The sequence below is a fragment of the Pseudomonas sp. 210_17 TE3656 genome (assembly GCF_054821965.1).
In genome coordinates, this window is the sequence record NZ_JBTRBC010000001.1 from 4,787,186 (window position 1) to 4,804,470 (window position 17,285).

18 protein-coding genes are annotated in these 17,285 nt (G+C 61.7%); 10 read left to right on the forward strand and 8 right to left on the reverse strand.

Going from position 1 to position 17,285, the window contains the following annotated elements; all coding sequences use genetic code 11:
* Positions 1–177, forward strand: a complete 177-nt coding sequence (gene tatA, locus ACVI9W_RS22270; protein ID WP_461531228.1) for a twin-arginine translocase TatA/TatE family subunit — start codon at positions 1–3, stop codon at positions 175–177.
* Between the two features lie 14 nt (positions 178–191).
* Here tatA and ACVI9W_RS22275 read toward each other — a convergent pair whose 3' ends face one another.
* Positions 192–866 carry an ankyrin repeat domain-containing protein gene (locus ACVI9W_RS22275; RefSeq protein WP_461531229.1) on the reverse strand — a complete coding sequence of 225 codons (675 nt, stop codon included), beginning with the start codon at positions 864–866 and terminating at the stop codon, positions 192–194.
* A gap of 78 nt (positions 867–944) precedes the next feature.
* On the opposite strand from ACVI9W_RS22275, the gene ACVI9W_RS22280 reads away from it, so the two are divergent.
* On the forward strand, positions 945–1,826 hold the full coding sequence (locus ACVI9W_RS22280; RefSeq protein WP_157192091.1) for a LysR substrate-binding domain-containing protein: 882 nt from the start codon (positions 945–947) through the stop codon (positions 1,824–1,826).
* Here ACVI9W_RS22280 and ACVI9W_RS22285 read toward each other — a convergent pair whose 3' ends face one another.
* The 3 genes from ACVI9W_RS22285 to ACVI9W_RS22295 all read right to left on the reverse strand — a co-directional run bounded on the left by ACVI9W_RS22285 (position 1,827) and on the right by ACVI9W_RS22295 (position 4,577).
* Complete coding sequence (locus tag ACVI9W_RS22285) at positions 1,827–2,465, reverse strand: START domain-containing protein (protein ID WP_461531230.1); 639 nt, start codon at positions 2,463–2,465, stop codon at positions 1,827–1,829. It lies immediately after the preceding gene.
* 111 nt (positions 2,466–2,576) lie between these two features.
* Entirely contained in the window at positions 2,577–3,413 is an 837-nt protein-coding gene (locus ACVI9W_RS22290; protein ID WP_342625052.1) for a bifunctional allantoicase/(S)-ureidoglycine aminohydrolase, read from the reverse strand.
* A 183-nt stretch (positions 3,414–3,596) separates the two neighbouring features.
* A complete protein-coding gene (locus ACVI9W_RS22295; RefSeq protein ID WP_191833567.1) occupies positions 3,597–4,577 on the reverse strand; it encodes an aliphatic sulfonate ABC transporter substrate-binding protein in 981 nt (326 codons plus the stop codon).
* Positions 4,578–4,791: 214 nt separating this feature from the next.
* Here ACVI9W_RS22295 and ACVI9W_RS22300 point away from each other — a divergent pair, with 214 nt between their 5' ends.
* Positions 4,792–5,253: an FAD/FMN-containing dehydrogenase gene (locus tag ACVI9W_RS22300; RefSeq protein WP_191833566.1), complete on the forward strand. Its 462-nt coding sequence runs from the start codon at positions 4,792–4,794 to the stop codon at positions 5,251–5,253.
* A gap of 2 nt (positions 5,254–5,255) precedes the next feature.
* On the opposite strand, the gene ACVI9W_RS22305 is transcribed toward ACVI9W_RS22300, so the two are convergent.
* A complete protein-coding gene (locus ACVI9W_RS22305) occupies positions 5,256–5,726 on the reverse strand; it encodes an Lrp/AsnC family transcriptional regulator (protein ID WP_461531231.1) in 471 nt (156 codons plus the stop codon).
* A gap of 100 nt (positions 5,727–5,826) precedes the next feature.
* On the opposite strand from ACVI9W_RS22305, the gene rarD reads away from it, so the two are divergent.
* Positions 5,827–6,765 carry an EamA family transporter RarD gene (rarD, locus tag ACVI9W_RS22310; protein WP_461531232.1) on the forward strand — a complete coding sequence of 313 codons (939 nt, stop codon included), beginning with the start codon at positions 5,827–5,829 and terminating at the stop codon, positions 6,763–6,765.
* Here the strand turns inward: rarD and ACVI9W_RS22315 are convergent.
* Positions 6,729–7,733 (reverse strand): GlxA family transcriptional regulator, encoded by a 1,005-nt coding sequence (locus tag ACVI9W_RS22315; protein WP_461531233.1) that lies wholly within the window; start codon positions 7,731–7,733, stop codon positions 6,729–6,731. The genes rarD and ACVI9W_RS22315 overlap by 37 nt on opposite strands.
* Positions 7,734–7,952: 219 nt before the next feature.
* On the opposite strand from ACVI9W_RS22315, the gene ACVI9W_RS22320 reads away from it, so the two are divergent.
* The 6 genes from ACVI9W_RS22320 to ACVI9W_RS22345 all read left to right on the forward strand — a co-directional run bounded on the left by ACVI9W_RS22320 (position 7,953) and on the right by ACVI9W_RS22345 (position 14,095).
* Entirely contained in the window at positions 7,953–8,516 is a 564-nt protein-coding gene (locus tag ACVI9W_RS22320; protein ID WP_038609787.1) for a hypothetical protein, read from the forward strand.
* 116 nt (positions 8,517–8,632) lie between these two features.
* Positions 8,633–9,358, forward strand: a complete 726-nt coding sequence (locus tag ACVI9W_RS22325) for an IclR family transcriptional regulator (protein WP_038609790.1) — start codon at positions 8,633–8,635, stop codon at positions 9,356–9,358.
* Between the two features lie 20 nt (positions 9,359–9,378).
* Positions 9,379–10,317 carry a formimidoylglutamase gene (hutG, locus tag ACVI9W_RS22330; RefSeq protein ID WP_461531234.1) on the forward strand — a complete coding sequence of 313 codons (939 nt, stop codon included), beginning with the start codon at positions 9,379–9,381 and terminating at the stop codon, positions 10,315–10,317.
* Positions 10,318–10,363: 46 nt separating this feature from the next.
* Positions 10,364–11,572, forward strand: a complete 1,209-nt coding sequence (gltS, locus tag ACVI9W_RS22335; protein WP_461531235.1) for a sodium/glutamate symporter — start codon at positions 10,364–10,366, stop codon at positions 11,570–11,572.
* Positions 11,573–11,734: 162 nt separating this feature from the next.
* The gene (gene nspC / locus ACVI9W_RS22340) at positions 11,735–12,832 is read left to right on the forward strand and encodes a carboxynorspermidine decarboxylase (protein ID WP_461531858.1); all 1,098 of its coding nucleotides are present in this window, start codon (positions 11,735–11,737) and stop codon (positions 12,830–12,832) included.
* 27 nt (positions 12,833–12,859) lie between these two features.
* Positions 12,860–14,095 carry a saccharopine dehydrogenase family protein gene (locus ACVI9W_RS22345; protein WP_038609797.1) on the forward strand — a complete coding sequence of 412 codons (1,236 nt, stop codon included), beginning with the start codon at positions 12,860–12,862 and terminating at the stop codon, positions 14,093–14,095.
* Positions 14,096–14,970: 875 nt separating this feature from the next.
* Here ACVI9W_RS22345 and ACVI9W_RS22350 read toward each other — a convergent pair.
* Positions 14,971–15,402, reverse strand: a complete 432-nt coding sequence (locus ACVI9W_RS22350) for an MAPEG family protein (RefSeq protein WP_461531236.1) — start codon at positions 15,400–15,402, stop codon at positions 14,971–14,973.
* Positions 15,403–15,471: 69 nt separating this feature from the next.
* Positions 15,472–17,148, reverse strand: a complete 1,677-nt coding sequence (locus ACVI9W_RS22355; RefSeq protein ID WP_461531237.1) for an MFS transporter — start codon at positions 17,146–17,148, stop codon at positions 15,472–15,474.
* Positions 17,149–17,285: the final 137 nt, after the last annotated feature.

The following is a 17,285-nucleotide window of genomic DNA, read 5'->3' on the forward strand; positions in this document are numbered from 1 at the left end:
ATGGGTGTGTTCGACTGGAAACACTGGGGAGTACTGCTGGTTGTGGTGGTACTGGTGTTCGGCAGCAAGCGGCTCAAGACCCTGGGCAGTGATCTGGGGGAGTCGATCAAGGGCTTTCGTCGTTCGGTGAATATTGACGAAGAGCCAACGCCTCCCGCCAAGATCGATAAGGTTTGAAGCGCATCGCGGGGCTAGCCCCGCGATGCTGCCTCCAGAATCTTCACCATCGCCGTATAGCCACGCTTGCGTGCATGCGCCAACGGCGTCACCCCATCTTTGTCGGCAATGTTCACATCGGCCCCGGCCTTGACCAGCATCTCGACAATCTCCACATGACGCGGTCCGCCGTCGCTGAGCACGATGGCTTCCATCAAGGCCGTCCAGTGCAGGCGATTGAGGTGATTCACGTCGACACCGGCGTCAATCAGGGTGCGCACGTTGTCGACATGACCACGCTCGGCCGCCGGGATCAGCGCCGTACCGCCATAGCGGTTGGTGCTCTTGAGGTCGGCGCCGTGGGCCAGGGTCAGGCGCAGGATCTGGTTGAAACCACGCGCACCGGCATACAGGTAAGGGCTGTCGTCGATGTTGTCCTTGGCATTGACGTCGGCCCCGGCCTCGATCAGCACCCGTGCCGCTTCGACCTGGTTGCGATGGGTCGCCAGCAACAGCGGCGTGCGCCCCAGCTTGTCGCGGGCTTCGCGGTTGGCGCCTTGTTCAAGCAGGCTGCGTACGCGCGCGGCGTCGCCGTTGTCAGCGGCTTCGCGCAGCTGGCTTTCCAGCACGCCGCCTTCGGCGCTGGCGGTGATCGAGGTCATCATGGCCAATAGGAATGCGAAAAAAACGTTGAGGTGTTCCAGGCGCATCCGCTGGTCTCCGTGGGTTGTCCCGTGAATGGGGGCATGATAGAAATCGTGCTCGCCATTTAGAAGTTAAATATTTACATGGACATCAGTGTAAAACCGAATAGGTCGTTGTTCGATCTGGACCTGCTTCGGGCCATTGTCGTGGTGGCCGACTGCGGAAGTTTCACCACCGCGGCTGCGCGCCTGCACTCCACCCAGTCGACCGTCAGCCAGAAAGTACGGCGCCTGGAAGACATGGTCGGCCACCGCCTGCTGGTGCGTGGCAATCGCGATGTATTGCCCACCGATGCCGGCCAGACATTGCTCGGTTACGCCCGTCACATGCTGGCCCTCAATGACCAGATGCTCGAAGCCCTGGCCGGCGCCACCGTAGGCGTGACCGTGCGCCTGGGGGTGCCGGAGGATTTTGTCGGTGGGCGCACCACCAACGCCTTGTCGGCGTTCAATCGCAAATACCAGCAGGTCAAGCTGGAGGTCACCAGCGGCCTGTGCCGTGACCTGAGCCAGAGCTACGACAACGGTGAACTCGACCTGGTATTGCTCAAGCAGCGACGCAACAGCCGCGAAGGGGTGGCCTGCTGGCCGGAAGAGTTGCAGTGGATCGACAGCGCCAGCACGCCCTCGATCGACCTCGACCCGATTCCACTGGTGACCTTTCCGCCGCGGGGGCTGTACCGCGACGACATGATCAACGCCATCGAAAGCATGGGCCGGCGCTGGCGCATCAGCTTCACCAGCTCGAGCCTCAGTGGTATCCAGGCCGCGGTGGCCGATGGCATGGGCATCAGCCTGCTGCCGCCGCGCGCGGCGACCCGCGAGCATGCGGTGCTGGGTGAGCAGAACGGCCTGCCGGTGATCGACAGCTACGAAATCGTCATCGTCCATCGACCGACCGCCGATCCGATGGTCAAGGAGTTGGCGGGGGTGTTGGCGAGTCTGCTGGAAGCCCATGAGGTGTAGTCATTCTTCGGGTGTTTCCTGCTCGGGGCGCAGGCCTTGACGCTCCGCCACCGCCCGCAAGGTGCGCAGTGAAACCATGGGCGCATCGATGACGAATTCGTTGGCCAGCCACGAGGGAATGTCCCCGGCCGGCTCGGCCTCCAGTTGATAGGTCACTTCGGTGAGCTGCTCACCTTTGGGGATCAGGGTCCACAGGCCCTTGAGCTGGCGGACGCGGATCAGTCCCGGTTGCCGTTCTACCTTGCCGGCTACGGCGCTGAGGTGGCGGATCAGCCCACCATCGTCGCTGTGCTCGGTCTGCACCTTGATCACGATGTCGCGCGGGCTGGCCGGCCAGGGCAGTTCGGTGGTCAGGTACACCCAGGTGCTGTCGCCTTCGATGTCCAGCAGGCGCATGCTGGCGCAGCCGTATAACCATTTGCACGCCACCCGCAGGTTCTCTTGCAGGTCACTCAGGGTGCGCACATCGGCCTTGATCAGGGTCACGCCGCGAAAGCGCTGGTACTTCGAACCGGCCACATCATCCAGATACACCTGAATGCCGTCTTCGTCCTTGGCCAGCTGCCAGTTATCTGCCGCCTGGACTAGGCTGCACAGCAACAGGGCCAGGATTGCGCCGCAGAGGGATCTGGAGTTCATGGGCGCAGGCTCCAAGGCGGGCGGGCGTCAGGTCTCTCCAGCATAGGCCAGCGTCACGGCAACGAAAAAGCCCGCCAGTAACGGCGGGCTTCTTGTGCATCGAGCCTGGGCTTAGCGCTGAGGGTTCAGCACCAGGTTCATATGACGGTTTACATCTTTGTACAGCAGGTAGCGGAACGGACCTGGGCCGCCGGAGTAGCAGGCTTGTGGGCAGAAGGCGCGCAGCCACATGAAGTCACCGGCCTCGACCTCGACCCAGTCCTGGTTCAGGCGGTACACCGCTTTACCTTCCAGCACGTACAGGCCGTGTTCCATGACGTGGGTTTCAGCGAACGGAATGACGCCGCCCGGCTGGAAGGTCACGATGTTGACGTGCATGTCGTGGCGCATGTCGGCCATGTCGACGAAGCGCGTGGTAACCCAGGCGCCGTCGGTGCCCGGCATCGGGATCGGCGCGATGTCCTTCTCGTTGGTGACGAAGGCTTCCGGCAGCGCCAGACCTTCAACCACCTGGTAGTGCTTGCGGATCCAGTGGAAGGTGACGTTCTTGCCGCTGGTGTTGCGCAGGCTCCAGTCGGCCGCCGGCGGAATGAAGGCGTAGCCGCCTTCTTTCAGGGTGTAAGGCTTGCCCTGCAGGGTGATGTCGACTTCGCCTTCGACGACGAACAGCACCGCTTCGGCGTTCTTGTCCAGCTCAGGGCGCTCGCTGCCGCCTTCTGGCGCCAGCTCCACGATGTATTGCGAGAAGGTTTCCGAGAAACCGGTCAGCGGACGGGCGATGACCCACATGCGCATCTTGTCCCAGAACGGCAGGTGGCTGGTGACGATGTCACGCATCACGCCCTTGGGGATCACGGCATAGGCTTCGGTAAACATGGCACGGTCTGTCAGCAGCTCGGTTTGAGCCGGGTGCCCACCGTGAGGGGCGTAGTAAGAAGATTTCGACATGGACAGTCTCGACTTGTTGTTGTGTCCCCGTGCCTGGCAGCGCCGGCCGGCGCTGCGTGGGGATGCATTGACACGATATAGACAAGGTCGTGCTATCCACAAATTAAATGTTGAAATACCCGGTATTTGATTAGTGAATGCCGATCGGGCTTATCCGCGAGTCGGCATTACCGGTCAGTCAGCTCAGGGCAGCACCGAGACCGGGTACACCGCATCGGCCACCCGCAGGGCTTTGGGAATCAGGCCCAGGCCCTGGAAAGTGTCGGCCAGTTTCTGTTGTTCGGCGGTGATTTTGCTGTCGATCGGCACGGCATTGTAGTTGCGCCGTTCACTGGCCACCTGCAGTACGTCGGCGCCGATGCCCAGTTGCGGGGCGAGCAGGGCGGCGACTTCATCGGGTTTGTGGTTGGCCCAGTCGCTGACCTTGGCCAGTTCGCTGAAGAAGGTCTTGAGCAGGGCGCGGTTGTTGTCGGCAAAGGCGGCAGACGACAAATAGAAGGTGCGGTTGTTGGACAGTCCGCTGCCGTCACGCAGGTTTTTCAGCCCCGGTTGTTTTTCTGCGGCGGCCAGGAACGGGTCCCACAGGGTCACGGCCTGGACACTGCCCGACTGCAGCGCCGCCACCGCGTCGGCGGCGTTGTTGACGTAGGCCGGGGTGATGTCCTTGTAGCTCAGGCCGGCATCCTGCAGGGCCACGGCCAGCAGGTACTGGGCGTTCCAGCCGCGGCCGGTGGCCACGCGCTGACCCTTGAGGGCCTGGACGTTGGCAATCTTGTCCTGCTCACGGACCACCAGGCCGATGCCGCGTGGGTAAGGTTGCTCGGCGGCCAGGTACACCACCGGCTTGCCCGCCGCCTGGGCGAACACCGACGGCGCATCGGCAGCGTGGCCCAGGTCGATGGCGCCGGTGCTCAATGCCTCCAGCAGTTGCGGGCCGGCGGCAAACTCGTACCAGCTGACGCTCACGCCTTGTGGCGCCAGGGCTTTTTCCAGGGCGCCGCTGCCTTTGAGAATGTTGATGCTGTTGAATTTCTGGTAGCCGATGCGCAGGGTTTTGCTGGGCTCGGCCACGGCGCTTTGGCCGGGTAACAGCAGTGCGGCGAAGGCGGCAATCAAGCCGCCAGTGAGTAAGCGGCGCAGGGGCGAGTGGGGCTGTTGCGGCATGGGCGGACTCCAGAGACTCAAGGACGGTTGGTGTCCAAAAATATAAGCAGCCCGGTTAAGTGCTTCAATTTGTTTATTCTGTTTAGTTAGATTGTTTTGTTATTTTTATATCCTTTTGTTTTATTTGTTTCAGGGTTTTCTCATGCATGGACTGGCTCGGCGGCAACGGCCTACCATGCACGCTGCATTCTCTTACAAGCCATTGAGGTCACTTGTGAAATACGCCATAGCACTACTGTTGAGCCTGTCCCCGCTGCTGGCCCAGGCGGTCGAAGTCGGCGAGCGCCTGGCGCCCTGGACCCTGCTTGACCAGTACGACCAGGCCTACAGCCTCAACGACCAGACCCGCACCTTGCTGGTGGCGCGCAACATGGATGGCGCCAAGCTGGTCAAGGCGGCCCTGGCCGACCGTCCCAAGGGCTACCTGGAAGCCCGCCAGACCGTGTTCGTCGCGGACATCCAGCGCATGCCGGCGCTGATTTCCAGGCTCTTTGCCATCCCGGCCATGCGCGACTACAGCTACCGGGTGCTGCTGGACCGTGAGGGCAGCGTGGCTACGCGCTATGCCGGTGCCGAAGACAAGGTGCTGTGGTTGCAACTGGACAAGGGGCAGGTGGTCAGTCAGCGGGAGTTCGCCACGGCCGAAGAGTTACGTCAGGCGCTAGAGCAGAATTGACTTCATCGCGGGGCAATCGGCACATGCAAGGTCGATTTCACCCGCTCCAGCACGACAATGGTGCGAAACCACTTCACATTCGGGTTGTCATGAAACAGCCGTTGAGCGAGTGCCTGAAACTCGCTCATGCTCGCCACCGTCAGCACCAGCATGAAGTCAGCATCGCCGGTGACGTAGTAGCACTGCTGGATCTCGGGCCCGGAGAAGGCCTGTTTCATCAGCTCAAGGTCTGCCGACTGGGTGCGGTCGGCATGCACCTCGACCATCAAGGTAATTACCTGACCGACTTTTTCCGGATCGACCACTGCCGCGTTGGCCTGGATAAAGCCGGCTGTCTTCAGCCGCTGGATGCGCCGCTGCACGGAGGCTGACGACAGGTGTACCCGCTCGGCCAGTTCCCGCAGCGGCAGGCTGTTGTCCTGCTGCAGGATGTTGAGCAGGGCAAGGTCGAAATCATCCAGTGCAGGTTTCATGTGCAAAAATTTCTCATCTTCAGGGTGAAAAACGAGGGCACTTATCGGGCGCTACGCAATAAATTATCACCAACCGAACCGCTACGTGAAGGATGCCGCCATGCACTCGCCCGCTATCCCCAATGCCGCCCTGGGCGTGCTGCTCAACGTACTGGCGTCGGTGCTGTTTGCCGTGATGTATGCCTATACCCATTTGCTCGAACCCTTGGCCGGCGACGAAATCTACGGCTGGCGAATTCTCCTGACTGTGCCCTGCCTGACCCTGATGGTGTTCGCCAGCGGCCACTGGCACGAAGTGCGCCGGCTTGTTCGGCGGGTGTTTGAAGAGCGCTGGTTCTGGGCGGTGCGTCTGTTATCGGCGGCGTTGCTCGGGGTGCAGTTGTGGTTGTTCATGTGGGCGCCGATCAATGGCTACGGCCTGGATGTTTCGCTTGGCTACTTCCTCATGCCACTGACCATGGTGATCGTCGGCCGTCTGGCCTTCAACGACAACATCAGTCGCCTGCAACTGCTGGCCTGTGCGCTTGCGGCGCTGGGCATCATCAACCAGATCGCCATTGCCAAGGCCATCACCTGGCCGGTGCTGGCGGTGGGGTTGGGGTATCCGCTGTACTTCTGGCTGCGCCGGGTCAGCGACAGCAACAACATGGGCGGCCTGTGGTTCGACATGAGCCTGAGCCTGCCGGTCAGCCTGTTTTTCGTGCTCAAGGGCGGCGTAGTGCTGAGCGTTGCCGCCAGTGGCTCAAACTTGCCGTGGCTGGTCGCCGGGCTGGGGGCGATCAGTGCATCTGCGCTGGCCTTGCAAGCGCTGTCAGGGCCACGCTTGAACCTGACCCTGTTCGGCCTGCTGATCTATGTCGAACCAATTCTGCTGGTGCTGGCCGCGATCCTCCTGGGGGAAAGCATCGCCGCGGCGCAATGGCCCACCTACATCGCCATCTGGCTGGCGGTGCTGGTGCTGGTGGTGGAGGGCGGCTTGAGCCTGAACAGCAGTCGCCGTGGTTACTCGCCCAGCCGCTGTTCACGCGAAGGCGGGTAGCCGAAGTAGGCGCTGTAGCACTTGCTGAAATGCGACACCGAGACAAAGCCACAGGCTATCGCCACATCCATCAACGGCAGATCGGAATACTGCAGCAGGCGCCGACTTTTGGTGATGCGCAGTTCCATGTAGTAGCGGCTGGGCGAGGTGCCCAGTTGCGCCTGGAACAGCCGGTCGATCTGGCGGCGCGAGCGACCGCTGTAGGTGGCCAGCTGATCCAGGCTCAGGGTTTCTTCCAGGTTGTTTTCCATCAGTTCGACGATGGTCCGCAGCGGTGCGCTCATGGATTTTTTCGAACTGCTGTCGACCCGCCGAAAGCGTGCCCCGGAGAACGCCAGAATCTCCTCGACCCCGGCCGCCAGTGCTTCACCCTGTTGCAGCTTGAGCAGCGCCAGCATCATCTCCAGCGCGCCGTTGGGGCTGGCGGCGGTCAAGCGGTCGCGGTCGAGGACAAAACTGGCCGGGGTAATCGTGCTTTGCGTGAGCTCGGCCAGGCTCGCTCGCTGTTCGGGGTGGATGGTGCAGTTGTAGCCTGTCAGTACCCCGGCACGCCCGAGAAAGTAGGCACCGTTCCACAGCCCGCCCAAAGCCAGACCATGGCTTGCCGCCTCGCTCAGCAGACGGTCCAGCTGCGGGTATTTGAGCGGTGTGCGCAAGCCGCCACAGACTACCAGCATGTCCAGGTTATCCAGGGTGTTGCGCTCAAGGCCTGTGGCATAGATCTCCAGCCCCAGGTCGCTGATCACCCGTTCGGCCCCCAGTGACAGCGGTGTGCTGACAAACAGTTCGTTTTGCAACAGGTTGGCGGTGACCAGCACATCCATGGCCACGGTGAAACTGGCCATGGAGAAATTCTCCAGCAGCAGGAAGCCGACGCGGTAGGCGGGCGAAGAGGGCCCCTGCGGGTGCTTGAGGTTCAGCATGTTTGTTGTACTGGATTTCTGGCTGAAGTGGCGAGGGGTGGGCAATTTCGGCTCCGCGCAGGCATAGAGGGGTAAAGCATGCGCTGCTGATCATGCCTGACAACCAGGGGGATGCGAATACACCGCAGGCTCATCTTTGCGCGCCAGAGCCTCTTGGGGTAACCGGCTGGCGTCTGGTCGTTGTAGGATCCATGAATCATTGCGGCAAGGCTTGATGCAAAAATGCCGGAATCCGACGCCTGACCCCTACAGCAGAGTCGCGACATGCCCTCATCCCATCTTGACCCGCTGCGCCGGGTGATCGAACAGCTTCAGGTCGCAGCAGCGCCTGAACCGTGGCAGTTGAAGACGCGATTGACCATTGCCGGTCTGCTGGAAATCGGCTTTGACCGTGACAGCGAACTGCTGCTGGTCGCCTCCAGCTCCGGGCGCAGTGTGATCGATTGCCAGACCGGCGAGAAAGTCGCCCGCGACCGCACCGACAACCTCGGCAGCGACCGCCACCTGGAAACCCGCGGCATCGGCCCGTTGCACGAGCGGGTGATCCGCATGGCCGGTATCAATGGCGGCGGTCTGCCGCTGGCCACCGCCGATGGCTGGATGGTCGAGGACATCGTTCTGGCCTGGCCCGAGCAGCACCTGCTGCTGGTTGAACCGGGGTCGTGGCTGCACGGCGCGCGCTACAACCGGCCAGCGCTGTTCCACAAGCTGGGGGTCGAACTGGAGGTGAGGGCGTTCGGGTTTTCCTACACCGGCTTGAGCCTGGTGATTGCCACCGCGGGAGAGATAGTGGTCTACGGGCGCTGCGGCAAGTCCTTGTCGGCCTGATCCTGCCTGCCGTTTACACACCCCTCATCGTTTTTAATTGCGAAATTTCCCACTTAGTGGGAATCCTGTTTCACCCTTTGGGAAAAGCCTGTGCACCATGTTCGCAAGGAGCACATATGAACTACAACACGCCCACCGATCGCCTGCTGCAGATCCTCGTTGCCCTTGGCCAGGCCGATGAGGCGCTGTCGGCCAAGGAACTGAGCCTGCAACTGGCACAGCCCCTGAGCAGCACCTATCGGCACCTGAAAACCCTGCTGCGCTGGGGCCTGGCGGAAGACAACGGCCATGGCCGCTACCTGCCGGGGCCGGCCTGCCTGCAGCTGGCGAACAAGTTCGACCGTGAAGCGTTGCTGGTATCGCAAGCCCTGCCTGAGCTCAAGCGCCTGGCCGAGTTGAGCCGGGAAAGCGTTGCGCTGATGGTGCCGAGTAATGGCCAGGCGATTTGCATCGAGCTGATCGACAGCCCGCAGCCGCTGCGTTGCTGCTATCAGAAAGGCCTGGCCCAGCCGCTGCTGGTGGGGGCTTCGGCGCGGGTGTTGCTGGCGCATATGGCGCCGGAACGCAGCGAGGCGATCCTCCACGAACAGGGCGTCGATGCTGACGGCATCGCGGTCTATCTGCAGAGCTTCATTGCAATTCGCGACCAGGGCTATGCCGTCAGCCTTGGCGAAATCGACGACGGTATCTGGGGCGTCAGCGCCCCGGTGCTCGACAGCCGCAACCGTTTGCACGGTGCAATCAGCCTGATGGCCCCGGCCATTCGTGCCCAGCAAAACAGCGAACGCCTGACCCGCTGGACCCGCGAGGTCGCCCTGCGTGTAGGCGCGCGGCTGGACTGAATCAACCTGGAGTACCCCGCATGACCGCACATCTCGCCATGCCCGTGTGGCAAGGCCGTATTGACGCTGACGAAGGCTCGTCGGCACTGCGCTGGCACCAGTGGGTGCAGCCCTGCAGCAGCGCGCAAGCGCCCGGCAGCGCCCTGGTGGGCCTGGCGTGCGACGAAGGTGTCAGCCGCAACCAGGGCCGCAGCGGCGCCCGCCAGGGGCCAGAGGCCTTGCGCAAAGCCCTGGCCAACCTGGCCTGGCGTGGCCAGCGGGCACTGTACGACAGCGGCGACATCGCCTGTGTCGGCTCTGACCTTGAGGGCGCGCAGCAGGCCTACGCCGAGCGTGTCAGCCAACTGCTCGATCAGGGCCATCTGCCTCTGGGGCTGGGCGGCGGCCACGAGATTGCCTACGCCAGCTTTCTGGGCCTGGCCGAACACCTGCGCCAGCGCGAGGCGCGCCCGCGTATCGGCATCCTCAACTTCGACGCCCACTTCGACCTGCGCCACGCCGCGCAAAGCAGCTCCGGCACGCCGTTCCGGCAGATCGCCGAGTACTGCCAGCAGGCCGGCCTGGACTTTGACTACTGCTGCCTGGGCGTGAGTGAGTTGAACAACACCCAGGCGCTGTTCGATCAGGCCCGGCGCCTGAACGTGCGCTATCGCCTCGACCGGCAGATGCAGCCGTGGAATGTCCCGGCCATCGAAGCCTTTGTCGATGAGTTCTTGAGCGGCATCGATCACTTGTACATGACTGTCTGCCTGGACGTGCTGCCTGCCAGCCAGGCGCCCGGCGTGAGTGCGCCGTCGGCCCATGGCGTCGACCTGATGGTGGTCGAGCACCTGGTCCGCCGGGCCAAGGCCAGCGGCAAGCTGCGCATGGCCGACGTTGCCGAACTCAATCCGGGCCTCGATCAGGACCAGCGCACTGCACGCATCGGCGCGCGGCTGCTGGCCAGCCTGGCCGACTAAGCCTTTCTCCCCATTAATCCAAGTATAAAAACAAGAGTATTCACCCATGCTGACCCTGCAACTCGATGCATTGACCACCGTCGCCCTGGCCCTTGTGCTGCTGGCGCTGGGGGCGCAACTGAAAAAGCACAGCTATTGGCTGCGCCAACTCTGTGTACCGGCCCCGGTGATCGGCGGCTTCGGCTTTGCCCTGGTGGTGTGGCTGCTGCGTAACCAGCAATGGCTGGACATCAAGCTCGACACCGCGATGCAAACCCCGCTGATGGTGGCGTTTTTCACCACCGTCGGCCTGGGCGGCAGCCTTGGCCTGCTGCGCCAGGGCGGCAAAATCCTCTTCGTCTACCTCGGCGCCTGCTGGGGCCTGGCCTTGCTGCAGAACGTAGTGGGTGTCGGTATGGCCGAACTGCTCGGCATCGATCCGTTGCTGGGGATCATGGCCGGTGCGGTGTCGCTGGAAGGCGGTTTTGGAGCCGCGGCGGCCTTCGGACCGATTGCCGAGAGCCTCGGTACCAGTGGTGCGACTACCGCAGCGCTGGCCTCGGCGACTTTCGGTATGGTCGCTGGCGGCTTGCTCGGCAGCCCGGTGGCGCGCTTCCTGATCGACCGTAAAAAGCTGGCGGTCAAGGCCGATCAGGTCGACACCCTGCAGGCCCTGGAAAAAGCCAACGAAGCCCCGAGCGCGCCCCTGGATGCCGCCGTGCTGCTGCGTCTGTTGACCTGCATGCTGGTGATCATGGTGCTCGGCTTCTGGATCGGCGATGCCTTGAAGGAGCACCTGGGCATCGTCCTGCCGGTGTATGTCGGTGCGATGTTCGTTGCCATCATCCTGCGTAACCTCAACGACCGTGCACGTGTCATCGAGATACCGGACAACGCGGTCAGTACGGTGGGCGACATCAGCCTGGGCATGTTCCTGACCATGGCGATGATGAGCCTGAAGTTCTGGGAGCTGGAACAGCTGGGCCTGCCGTTGCTGGTGATCCTGGTGGTGCAGGTGCTGATCATGGTGTTGCTGTGCGTTTTCGTGCTGTTCCGCCTGTTTGGCGGCAACTATGACGCCGCAGTGCTGTGTGCCGGCTACATGGGCCATGGTCTGGGCGCTACGCCGAATGCGGTGGCCAACATGGGCGCCATCTGTGACCACTACAAGGTGTTCTCCTACAAGGCCTTCATTATCGTGCCGCTGTGTGGCGCGGTATTGATCGACATCGTTGCCTTGCCGTTGATTACCTGGTTCATCAACGCCTTCGCCTGATCGAAAGCCCCACAGGTGGCTGAAATGCCACCTGCAACAGGCCCGAAACACGGCCCACACGACCACTGACTTGGCGAAAATCGCTTTTCTCCCTTTCGAGTTCCGTCAAGGGAGGGCACAATGCGTGTCCTTTTTTTGGCCGGCCTTGCCGGGGGCCTCGAAATGATCAAAACGCCGTATTACCTCATCGACAAAACCAAGCTGCTGCGCAACATGGAGAAGATCGCCTACGTGCGTGAAAACTCCGGCGCCAAGGCCCTGCTGGCACTCAAGTGCTTCGCCACCTGGTCGGTGTTCGACCTGATGCAGCAGTACATGGACGGCACTACCTCGTCGTCGCTCTACGAGCTCAAACTGGGCCGTCAGAAGTTCGCCGGCGAAGCGCACGCCTACAGCGTGGCCTGGGCCGACGACGAGATCGGCGAGATGGTCGAGAACTGCGACAAGATCATCTTCAACTCCATCGGCCAGCTGCAACGCTTTGCCGAACAGACCGAAGGCACTGTGCGTGGCCTGCGCGTCAACCCACAGGTGAGCAGCTCCGACTACCTGCTGGCCGACCCGGCGCGTCCGTTCAGCCGCCTGGGTGAATGGGATCCGGTGAAAGTCGAAGAGGTAATCGAGCAGATCTCCGGCTTCATGTTCCACAACAACTGCGAGAACGACGACTTCGGTCTGTTCGACCAGATGCTCAGCACCATCGAAGAACGCTTCGGCCACCTGCTGCACAAGGTCGAGTGGGTAAGCCTGGGCGGCGGTATCCACTTCACCGGTGAAGACTATGCGCTGGACGCTTTCTGCGCGCGCCTGAAGGCCTTCTCCGAGAAGTACGGCGTGCAGGTCTACCTGGAGCCGGGCGAAGCGGCGATCACCCAGAGCGCCTCGCTGGAAGTGACCGTGCTCGACACCCTGTACAACGGCAAGCACCTGGCCGTGGTCGACAGCTCGATCGAAGCGCACATGCTCGACCTGCTGATCTACCGCCTCAACGCTAAGCTCGCGCCAAGCACCGGCGATCACACCTACATGGTGTGCGGCAAGTCCTGCCTGGCTGGCGACATCTTCGGCGAATACCAATTTGATCGTCCGCTGGCCATCGGCGATCGGCTGTCGTTTGTTGACGCAGCGGGTTACACCATGGTCAAGAAAAACTGGTTCAACGGCCTGAAAATGCCGTCCATCGTAGTGAAACAACTCGACGGTACAGTCGAGGTGGTTCGTGAATTCGGGTTCGAAGACTACTTGTCCAGCCTGTCGTAAGCTGGCAGTAAAGGAGAGAAAGAGAAATTGAAGAAGAACGTTCTTATCATTGGTGCAGGAGGTGTCGCCAAGGTGGTGGCCCACAAGTGCGCGCAGCACAACGACGAACTCGGTCGTATTGCTATCGCGTCGCGCAACATCTCCAAATGCCAGGCCATCATCGACAGCGTCAAGGCCAAGGGCAGCCTCAAACAGCCTGCTGAAATCAAGGCATTTGCACTCAATGCCCTGGATGTCGAAGCGACCAAAGCGCTGATCCGCGAAACCGAATCGCAGATCGTCATCAACGTCGGCTCCGCCTTCCTCAACATGTCGGTGCTGCGTGCCTGCATCGATACCGGCGTGGCCTACCTGGACACCGCCATCCACGAAGAACCGGGCAAAATCTGCGAAACCCCGCCCTGGTATGGCAACTACGAGTGGAAACACCTCGAAGAGTGCCAGCAGAAGAACATTACCGCCATTCTCGGCGTAGGCTTCGACCCGGGTGTGGTCAACGCTTATGCGGCGCTGGCGCAACAACAGTATTTCGACCGCATTGATTCGATCGACATTCTCGACGTCAATGCCGGCTCACATGGCAAGTACTTCGCCACCAACTTCGACCCGGAAATCAACTTCCGCGAGTTCACCGGGCAGGTGTGGAGCTGGCAGAACAGCCAGTGGACCAGCAACACCATGTTCGAAGTCAAGCGTACCGACGACCTGCCAGTGGTAGGTTCGCAAAACCTGTACCTGACCGGCCACGATGAAGTGCACTCGCTGTCGAAGAACCTCGACGTACCGAACGTGCGCTTCTGGATGAGCTTTGGCGAGCACTACATCAACGTGTTCACCGTGCTGAAGAACCTTGGCCTGCTCTCCGAGCAGCCGGTCAAGACCGCTGAAGGCCTGGAAGTGGTGCCGCTGAAAGTGGTCAAGGCCGTACTGCCTGATCCGTCCTCGCTGGCGCCGGGCTACACCGGCAAGACCTGCATCGGTGACCTGGTCAAGGGCACCAAGGATGGCCAGCCACGTGAGATCTTCATCTACAACGTGGCCGACCATGAAGAGGCCTACGCCGAGACCGACAGCCAGGGTATTTCCTACACCGCAGGCGTTCCGCCAGTGGCGGCAGCCTTGCTGGTCGCCCGTGGTGAGTGGGATGTGCAGCGCATGGCCAACGTCGAGGAGCTGCCGGCTGAGCCGTTCCTCAAGGCGCTGGACGTGATGGGCTTGCCGACTCGCATCAAAGACGAGAACGGTGACCGTCCCTGGAGCTGATTGAGTTTTAGCTCACAGGTTGCACCCGAGCGGGATTGGCACAGTGCCAATCCCGTTTTTTTTGGGCTCTTCACGGAATTCCGGGGGGCTATGATCCTTGGGTTGGGTTTTGATTGCTGTGGTTGTGAGCTTATCCATTTTGTGTGGCGATGTTGCCGGCCCCTTCCGCCTTTACGGCGGGTCCCTTTTGTCTTGGCAAAAGGAACCAAAACCGCTGGCTCCTGCATCCGGCCCTACGCTGCGCTCCGGGTTCCTTCGCTACGGCACCTTCCGGGGCCACGCGGCCTACGACTTGCTTCGCCAAGTCTACGGCTCGCGCTCTTCGGCTACGCCGAAGGTGCTACGCACTGGCCCCTACAGGCACCTCCACTCAGCCTCCTGAAGTCGCAGTCCGCAGCGCTCGAACTTACGCGCACGAAGATCAAGAGCGAGAGCGAGTCGAGCTTGCTTTGCAAGCGGGTTTGCCCCGCGTGACTGGCTCCGCCAATATCTAATTTCGAAGATGCGTCAGTGCAGGCGCCGCCCGTAACTTAGCGACTTCAGGAGGCCGAGTGGAGGTGTCTGGAGGGGGCTGGTGCGCAGCACCCTTCGGCCAAAGCCGAAGTTCGCGAGCCGTAGACTTGGCGAAGCAAGTCGTAGGCCGCGATGCCCCTGGAAGGCACCGTAGCGAGGGGACCCGGAGCGCAGCGTAGGGCCGTATGTAGGAGCCAGCGGTTTTGCCTACTTTTTCCAAGAAAAAAGTAGGCCGCCGTAAGGGCGGAAGGGGCCGGCAGCATCGCCACACAAAATGGATAAGCTCACAACCACATCATCCCAACCCAACCCAAGGATCATAGCCCCCGGGATTCCGAGAAGAACCCTTGTTTGCGGGACGCTCAAAGGTGGCGCACGGCCCCCATAGTCACCATAGCGGCCAGCCCCAACAGACAGACGATCGCCACCGCGTAGGCAATCGTGCGCCACGGCTGCCAGCGTGCCAGGAAGCACAGGGTGTGCACCACCCGTGCGGCCGTGAACACGACCATCAGCCCGACGGTCAGCGCAGCGGGAGGATTGAACACCAGGCACAGCGCGCCGAGGACAAAGAACAACGGAATGTTCTCAAGGTCATTGGCCCAGGCCTGCGCCGCGCGGCTGACTTGTGGCAACTCCTCCGGGCTGGCCTGGCGTCCGACAAAACCGGCGTCTTCGGCATTCTTGAAGGTCATACGGCTGATGCGATAGAAACCCTGGTAGCAGGAAATCGCCAGCATCTTCACAAAGAGTACGACGACACACAAAGCAAAGACGCTCATAACATCGTGCATGTTCATTCCATTGACAGCGGGTGGGGCGCGATCATCGCCCAACCCGCAGGGCTGCGTACAGTGTCGGCTTCAGGTGTGATGTATTTCCCGGTCCTTGGTTTCCGGCAGGAAGCATATGCCGAGGACGGCGGTCATCACCGCGATCACGATCGGGTACCACAGCCCGTAGTAGATATCCCCGGTCGCCGCCACCATGGCGAATGCCACCGTGGGCAGGAAACCGCCGAACCAGCCGTTGCCGATGTGGTAGGGCAGCGACATCGAGGTGTAGCGGATGCGCGCCGGGAACAGCTCCACCAGCCAGGCGGCAATCGGGCCGTAGACCATGGTCACGTAGATCACCAGGATGGTCAGCAGGAGCAATACCATCGGGTAGTTGGTCTTGGCCGGGTCGGCTTTTTCGGGGTATCCCGCGTCCTTGAGCGCGCCAGTGAGGGTCGCGACGAAGGCATCGTTCTGAACCTTGAAATCGGCAGCCGGCATGCCGGTGCCCTCGAAGCTCTGCAGCACTTTGTCACCGATTCGGATCTGCGCAACGACGCCAGGCTCGGCCTTTACGTTCTCGTAGGGAATGGCCCGTTTGGCCAGCACGCTTTTGGCCAGATCGCAGGAGCTGGTGAATTTGGCTTTGCCCACCGGGTCGAACTGGAACGAGCACTGGTTGGGATCGGCGATCACCGTCACCGGGTTCTTCTCCTGGGCGAGGAATACATCGGGGTTCCCGTACTCGGTCAACGCTTTGAAGATCGGGAAGTAGGTCAGCGCCGCGATGATGCAGCCGGCCATGATGATGCCCTTGCGCCCGATGCGGTCTGACAGGCTGCCGAACAGGATGAAGAACGGCGTGCCGATCAGCAGCGAGCCGGCGATCAGCAGGTTGGCGGTTTGTGGGTCGATCTTGAGGGTCTGCAACAGGAAGAACAGCGCATAGAACTGGCCGGTGTACCAGACCACCGCCTGGCCGGCGGTGCCGCCCAGCAGGGCCATGATCACCACCTTGAGGTTGTCCCAGCGGGCGAAGGATTCGGTCAGTGGCGCTTTGGAGGCTTTGCCTTCGGCCTTCATCTTGACGAACACCGGCGATTCACTCAGTTGCAGACGGATGTACACCGAAATGATCAGCAGCAGAATCGACAGCAGGAACGGAATCCGCCAGCCCCAGGCCTCGAAGGCTTCGGTACCGAGAATCGTGCGGCAGGCGAGGATTACCAGCAACGACAGGAACAGGCCGAGGGTCGCGGTGGTCTGGATCCACGAGGTGAAGTAGCCACGTTTGCCTTTCGGCGCGTGTTCGGCCACGTAGGTTGCAGCGCCGCCGTACTCACCCCCAAGCGCCAGGCCTTGCAACAGGCGCAGGCTGATCAGGATGATCGGCGCGGCCACGCCGATGGTGCTGTAACTGGGTAGCAAGCCGACGATCGCGGTGGACACGCCCATGATCACAATGGTTATCAGGAAGGTGTACTTGCGCCCGATCATGTCGCCCAGACGCCCGAACACAATGGCGCCGAAGGGCCGTACGGCAAAGCCTGCAGCGAAGGCGAGGAGGGCGAAGATGAACGAGGTGGTTTCGTTGACACCGGCGAAGAAGTGCTTGGCGATGATCGCCGCGAGCGAGCCGTAGAGGTAGAAGTCGTACCACTCGAAAACGGTACCCAGGGACGATGCGAAGATAACCTTGCGCTCCTCCTTGGTGATCCCGCGGTTGGGTGTACTGCCACTGGAAGTGGTGTCGATGGCCGCCATGAGTGTTCTCCGTATTGTTCTTGTAGGCCGGAGTACCCACGCGCGCTACCGCACCCTGGCCCTGGGGGTGGCGGTCTCGCAATGCTGCAAGGCTTCTTGAAGCATAATCATGTTTTCCCGGTTATCCACTTGGCTTG

What these genes read in the sequence shown, in the direction of transcription:
- tatA (WP_461531228.1), top strand. Translation starts at nt 1, where the DNA reads ATGGGTGTGTTCGACTGGAAACACTGGGGAGTACTGCTGGTTGTGGTG.
- ACVI9W_RS22275 (WP_461531229.1), bottom strand. Translation starts at nt 866, where the DNA reads ATGCGCCTGGAACACCTCAACGTTTTTTTCGCATTCCTATTGGCCATG.
- ACVI9W_RS22280 (WP_157192091.1), top strand. Translation starts at nt 945, where the DNA reads ATGGACATCAGTGTAAAACCGAATAGGTCGTTGTTCGATCTGGACCTG.
- ACVI9W_RS22285 (WP_461531230.1), bottom strand. Translation starts at nt 2,465, where the DNA reads ATGAACTCCAGATCCCTCTGCGGCGCAATCCTGGCCCTGTTGCTGTGC.
- ACVI9W_RS22290 (WP_342625052.1), bottom strand. Translation starts at nt 3,413, where the DNA reads ATGTCGAAATCTTCTTACTACGCCCCTCACGGTGGGCACCCGGCTCAA.
- ACVI9W_RS22295 (WP_191833567.1), bottom strand. Translation starts at nt 4,577, where the DNA reads ATGCCGCAACAGCCCCACTCGCCCCTGCGCCGCTTACTCACTGGCGGC.
- ACVI9W_RS22305 (WP_461531231.1), bottom strand. Translation starts at nt 5,726, where the DNA reads ATGAAACCTGCACTGGATGATTTCGACCTTGCCCTGCTCAACATCCTG.
- rarD (WP_461531232.1), top strand. Translation starts at nt 5,827, where the DNA reads ATGCACTCGCCCGCTATCCCCAATGCCGCCCTGGGCGTGCTGCTCAAC.
- ACVI9W_RS22320 (WP_038609787.1), top strand. Translation starts at nt 7,953, where the DNA reads ATGCCCTCATCCCATCTTGACCCGCTGCGCCGGGTGATCGAACAGCTT.
- ACVI9W_RS22325 (WP_038609790.1), top strand. Translation starts at nt 8,633, where the DNA reads ATGAACTACAACACGCCCACCGATCGCCTGCTGCAGATCCTCGTTGCC.
- hutG (WP_461531234.1), top strand. Translation starts at nt 9,379, where the DNA reads ATGACCGCACATCTCGCCATGCCCGTGTGGCAAGGCCGTATTGACGCT.
- gltS (WP_461531235.1), top strand. Translation starts at nt 10,364, where the DNA reads ATGCTGACCCTGCAACTCGATGCATTGACCACCGTCGCCCTGGCCCTT.
- nspC (WP_461531858.1), top strand. Translation starts at nt 11,735, where the DNA reads ATGATCAAAACGCCGTATTACCTCATCGACAAAACCAAGCTGCTGCGC.
- ACVI9W_RS22350 (WP_461531236.1), bottom strand. Translation starts at nt 15,402, where the DNA reads ATGCACGATGTTATGAGCGTCTTTGCTTTGTGTGTCGTCGTACTCTTT.
- ACVI9W_RS22355 (WP_461531237.1), bottom strand. Translation starts at nt 17,148, where the DNA reads ATGGCGGCCATCGACACCACTTCCAGTGGCAGTACACCCAACCGCGGG.